The organism is Actinosynnema sp., from assembly GCF_052038725.1.
In genome coordinates this window covers 1-5,011 of record NZ_JBQGCX010000682.1, presented here as the reverse complement: position 1 = coordinate 5,011, position 5,011 = coordinate 1, and the positions used below count along the sequence as shown (strand labels likewise).

Here is a 5,011-nt window from a genome sequence, read left to right as displayed (position 1 = left end):
GCCGAGCGCGCGGCCCGCCTTGAGCAGGCGCGCGAGGGCTTCCCGGACGTGGCCGCCCGCCGCGCCCACCTGCTCGCCCTCGCCGACGCGCTGGACGAGCTGGCCCGCGAGCGCGCCGAGGTGGCGGGCGCGGCCGAGCGCCTGGCGCAGCTGGAGGACGAGGTGGCCGCGCAGGCCGCGGAGGCCGGGTTCGCGAGCCCGGACGACGCGCGCGACGCCGTCCGCACCCCCGGCCGGATCGCCGAGCTCGACCGCCAGGTCCGGGTGGTCGACGACGCCCGCGCCGCCGCCGAGGCGGTGCTCGCCGAGCACCCCGGCGTCGACCCGTCCACCGAGGTGGACGCGGACGGCGCCGAGCAGCGGTTCCGCGCGGCGGGCCGGGAGGCCGAGGAGGCCGCCACCGCGGCGAGCGCGGCGACCGACCGGGCGACCCGCGCCGAGGAGCTGGCCGGTCGGCTGCGGACGGCGTGGGCGCGGCTGGAACCGGTGGAGGCCGAGCACCGCGAGCTGGACGCCTTCACCGACGTGATCAACGGCCGGGGCCAGAACACCGAGAGCATGACCCTGCGCACGTACGTGCTGGCCGCGAAGCTGGAGGAGGTCGCGGTCGCGGCGAGCGAGCGCCTGGACCGGATGAGCCAGGGCCGCTACCGCTTCGTGCACTCCACCGAGGCGGGCCCGCGCGGCGCCAGGGGCGGGCTGGGGCTCGACGTGCTCGACGACTACTCCGGCCACCGCAGGCCCGCGAAGACGCTCAGCGGCGGCGAGTCGTTCCTGGCCTCGCTGGCGCTCGCGCTGGGCCTGGCCGACGTGGTGTCGCAGGGCGCGGTGCTGGACACGCTGTTCGTCGACGAGGGGTTCGGCACGCTCGACGCCGACACCCTCGACCTGGTCATGAACACCCTGGACGACCTGCGCGCGGGCGGCCGGGTGGTGGGGCTGGTGTCGCACGTGGAGGAGCTGCGGCAGCGCATCCCGACCCGCCTGAGGGTCAGGAAGGCGCGCGCCGGGTCCACCCTGGAGGTGACCACGGCGTAGGCGGGGGCGCGGGCCCCCGCCCGCGCCTCACCCCTCGTGCGCCAGCAGCCAGCGCTTCGCGTCCACGCCCCACCGGAAGTTCCCGATCGCCCCGCCCGTGCGCACCACCCGGTGGCACGGCACGAACAGCGCCGCCGCGTTCCTCGCGCACGCCGTGGCCGCCGCCCGCACCGCCGCCGGTCGCCCGGCCAGCTCCGCGTACCGCGCGTAGCTCACCGGCTGCCCGGCCGGGACGAGCCGCAGCGCGTCCCACGCCTGCTCCGTGAACGCCCCGGCGCGCTGCCGCACCGGCACCTCGGCGACCGCGCCCAGCTCACCCGAGTGGTAGGCCCGCACCGCCCTCGTCACCTCCCCGAGGTCCCGCCGCTCCTTGATCTCCTCCGGCTTCAACGACGCCGACACCTGCGGCATCAGCTCGTCCAGCGACGCGGTCCAGCCGCTCGCCAGCACCGCGCCGTCACCCGCCACCACGGCGGTGAACGGGCCGATGGGGGTGTCCACGGTGGACGTGAACGCGGTCACGCTGTCCTCCTGCTTCGCTCGTTCGAGTCACTTCGCCCGGTCAGGCCATCCCGCTCGCGCGGACCCAGCGCGCCCAGGTGCACGGCCGCGTAGGAGCGCCACGGCCGCCACGCGGCCCCGCCCGCCACCAGCGGCACGTCCGGCGCCCCCAGCACCCGCGCGACGACCCGCCGCGCGACCGCCTCGCCGACGCCGGGGAACGCGGTCAGCTCGGCCAGCAGCCCGTCCGGGTCCCGACCCACGTCCACCACCAGCTCCCCGCTGGCCAGCGCCCGCCCGACCGGGGTGTCCACGGCCGCCGGGTACAGGTGGGTCACCGCCCCGTCCGGGTGCTCCAGCGCCTCCCCCGCCTCCCGGTGCCCCAGCTCCCGCAGCAGCGTCTCAGCCCCGTCCACGCTGCCCGGCACCCGCGCCCCCGGTCGGGCCGCGACCAGCCCGCGCAGCGCCGGGTCGGCCCCGAGCACCGCGTCCACGGCCTGCGGGTCGGCGTCCAGGTCGAGCAGCCGCCGCACCCGGCTCACCGCCGTCCCCAGGTCCCGCAGGTCGCCCAGCCGGAGGGAGCACAGCACGTGCCCGTCACGGGGGGTGAGCGCGACGGTGGCCGGGCCGTGCGGCAGCCGGAGCGAGCGCCGGTAGGTCCCGCCGTCGACCTCCTCCACGCCGGGCACCGCCTCGGCGCGGAAGAACGCCAGCAGCCCGGCGGCGTCGAACGGCGGCCGGTAGGGCAGCCGCAGCTCGATCCGCCCGGCCGCCCCCGAGGTCCTGCGCGCCTCGCGCAGCCGTGAGGGCGTGGCCGCGAACACCGCCCGGATCGTGTCGTTGAACTGCCGCACCGACGCGAACCCGGCCGCGAACGCCACGTCCGCGAACGCCAGGTCGGTGGTCTCGATCAGCAGCCGCGCCGAGTGCGCCCGGTGCGCCCGCGCCAGCGCCAGCGGCCCGGCGCCCAGCTCGACGGACAGCACCCGCGACAGGTGCCGCTCCGAGTAGCCGAGCCGCGCGGCCAACCCCGGCACGCCGTCGCGCTCCACGACCCCGTCCCCGATGAGCCGCACGGCCCGCGCCGCCAGGTCCGCCCGCAGGTTCCACTCGGGCGACCCCGGAACGGCGTCCGGCAGGCACCTGCGGCACGCCCGGTAACCGGCGGACTGGGCCGCGGCGGCGGTCGGGTAGAACTCGACGTTGCGCCGCTTGGGCGTGGTCGCGGGGCAGGACGGGCGGCAGTAGATGCGCGTGGTGCGCACGGCGGTGATGAAGCACCCGTCGAAGCGGGCGTCGCGGGAGGCCACCGCCCGGTAGGCGCGTTCGGCGTCGAGGAGCACGCACCCACTGTGCCGCAGCCCGCGCCGCACCTCTCGCGGGAATCGGACGCGGGGGCGCTGCGCGTAGACTCACGCCCCGTGAGTTTGACCCTCGGTATCGTCGGCCTGCCCAACGTCGGCAAGTCCACCCTGTTCAACGCCCTCACGCGCAACGACGTGCTCGCGGCGAACTACCCGTTCGCCACGATCGAGCCGAACGTCGGCGTGGTGCCGTTGCCGGATGCCAGGCTGGGCAAGCTGGCGGAGGTCTTCGGCTCCGAGCGCGAGGTGCCCGCCGTGGTGTCGTTCGTCGACATCGCGGGCATCGTCAAGGGCGCCTCCGAAGGCGCGGGCCTCGGCAACAAGTTCCTCGCGAACATCCGCGAGGCCAACGCGATCTGCCAGGTCGTCCGCGTGTTCGACGACTCGGACGTGATCCACGTCGACGACCGCGTCGACCCGGTCGCGGACATCGAGACGATCAACACCGAGCTGGTGCTGGCCGACCTCCAGACCCTGGAGAAGGCCATCCCGAGGTTGGAGAAGGAGGCGCGGACCCAGAAGGACCGCCGCCCCGCGCTGGAGGCCGCGCAGAAGGCCCGCGAGATCCTCGACGCCGGGCGCACCCTGTTCTCCGCGCAGGCCGAGGTCGACGGCGAGCTGCTGCGCGAGCTGAGCCTGCTCACCACCAAGCCGTTCCTGTACGTGTTCAACGCCGACGAGGGCGTGCTCACGAACGAGGCGAGGGTGAAGGAGCTGCGCGAGCTGGTCGCGCCCGCCGACGCGGTGTTCCTCGACGCCAAGGTCGAGGCCGAGCTGCTGGAGCTGGACGAGGAGTCGGCGCGCGAGCTGCTGGAGTCGATCGGCCAGCACGAGCCGGGCCTGCACGCGCTGGCCCGCGCGGGCGTCCACACCCTGGGCCTGCAGACCTACCTGACGGCGGGCCCGAAGGAGGCGCGCGCCTGGACGATCCCCCAGGGCGCGACCGCCCCGCAGGCCGCGGGCGTGATCCACACGGACTTCGAGCGCGGGTTCATCAAGGCCGAGGTCGTGTCGTTCGCGGACCTCGTGGAGACCGGCTCGATGGCTGCCGCGAAGGCGGCGGGCAAGGTCCGCATGGAGGGCAAGGAGTACGTGATGGCCGACGGGGACGTGGTCGAGTTCCGGTTCAACGTCTGAGGACTTCCGCGGCCCTCCGGGGCGCGTCGAAATCCCTCTCGGGAAACCGGGGCTCTTGTTCCTCGGGAATGGGAACGCCGGGAAGCTGTGCAGCTTCCCGGCGGTTTCCCGTTTCAGCCCGGCCTGCTCACCTGTTGCCGACGTCGACGACGCCCACGCCGCCGATGCGGGTGCCGGGGCGCGTCGCGCCGTCCTGGCGCACGAGGGTGCCGAACCGCCACGGGAAGCTCTGGGTGTCGGTGGTGTTCGGCGGGGTCACCAGGATCGTGTCGGGCGTCCAGTGCGAGGTGCCCTCGGCGACGTCCGAGCCCAGGAAGACGAGCTGCGCGTTGGTGCTCTCACCGGGCGCGAGGCTGATGGGCTTGATCGGGTCGTCGTTGCGGACCAGGTCCCAGGTCTCGCCGCTGCCCTTCCGGAACTGGACGCCGGGGAAGCCCTGCAGCGTACAGCGGGTCGTGGAGTCGTTGCGGAAGAGCAGCTGCAGGGTCTTCTGGTCGGGCGAGCCGCCCCGGTGCGGGAAGTCGACGCCGATCCCGGCCTCGGCGGTGGCGCACAGCTCCTCGCCGCTCGCGGGCTCGGCGCCGTTGGACCTCAGCGCGTCGGCGCCGCCGGAGACCCTGGTGCCGCCCGCTGCGGACCGCGGCTCGGCTGAGGAATCGGCGGCCGGGGTGGCTGAGGAGGCGGTGGCGGGCGCGGAGGAGGCGGCCCCGGTGGTCTGGCCGGGCGAGCAGGCGGACAGCGCGCCGAACGCGGCCAGCGCGGCGACGGTGGTGGCGCCGCGGACGACCCGCTTGGTGTTCGTGCGCATTCTCAATCCCCTCGATTCACTCTTCGCTGTTTTCCCCTTGCACGAGTAGAGATGTTCGAGTCCCCAATGGGGATGTCTCCCTGTGAAACAGATCACAGCGGGACAACCTGATTTTGCGCTGCCCGTCCTGACCGCGAATTCAATTCCCAAACATTGATTCGCG

Annotated in this window: 5 protein-coding genes; 2 read left to right on the top strand and 3 right to left on the bottom strand. The window is 74.6% G+C overall.

Annotated features, from left to right (window positions below):
* The coding region (locus ACTUAL_RS14405) for an SbcC/MukB-like Walker B domain-containing protein (protein WP_440900597.1) at window positions 1-1,038 on the top strand (1,038 nt) is incomplete at its 5' end.
* Between the two features lie 27 nt (window positions 1,039-1,065).
* Here ACTUAL_RS14405 and ACTUAL_RS14400 read toward each other — a convergent pair.
* Both ACTUAL_RS14400 and ACTUAL_RS14395 read right to left on the bottom strand, forming a co-directional pair.
* Complete coding sequence (locus ACTUAL_RS14400) at window positions 1,066-1,560, bottom strand: methylated-DNA--[protein]-cysteine S-methyltransferase (protein WP_096491501.1); 495 nt, start codon at window positions 1,558-1,560, stop codon at window positions 1,066-1,068.
* Window positions 1,557-2,882, bottom strand: coding sequence for an AlkA N-terminal domain-containing protein (locus ACTUAL_RS14395; protein ID WP_096497594.1), 1,326 nt, complete (start codon window positions 2,880-2,882; stop codon window positions 1,557-1,559). The genes ACTUAL_RS14400 and ACTUAL_RS14395 overlap by 4 nt, the downstream gene beginning before the upstream one ends.
* A gap of 78 nt (window positions 2,883-2,960) precedes the next feature.
* On the opposite strand from ACTUAL_RS14395, the gene ychF reads away from it, so the two are divergent.
* Entirely contained in the window at window positions 2,961-4,040 is a 1,080-nt protein-coding gene (ychF, locus tag ACTUAL_RS14390; protein ID WP_440900596.1) for a redox-regulated ATPase YchF, read from the top strand.
* A gap of 127 nt (window positions 4,041-4,167) precedes the next feature.
* On the opposite strand, the gene ACTUAL_RS14385 is transcribed toward ychF, so the two are convergent.
* Window positions 4,168-4,848, bottom strand: a complete 681-nt coding sequence (locus ACTUAL_RS14385) for a DUF4232 domain-containing protein (protein WP_440900595.1) — start codon at window positions 4,846-4,848, stop codon at window positions 4,168-4,170.
* Between the last annotated feature and the right edge of the window lie 163 nt (window positions 4,849-5,011).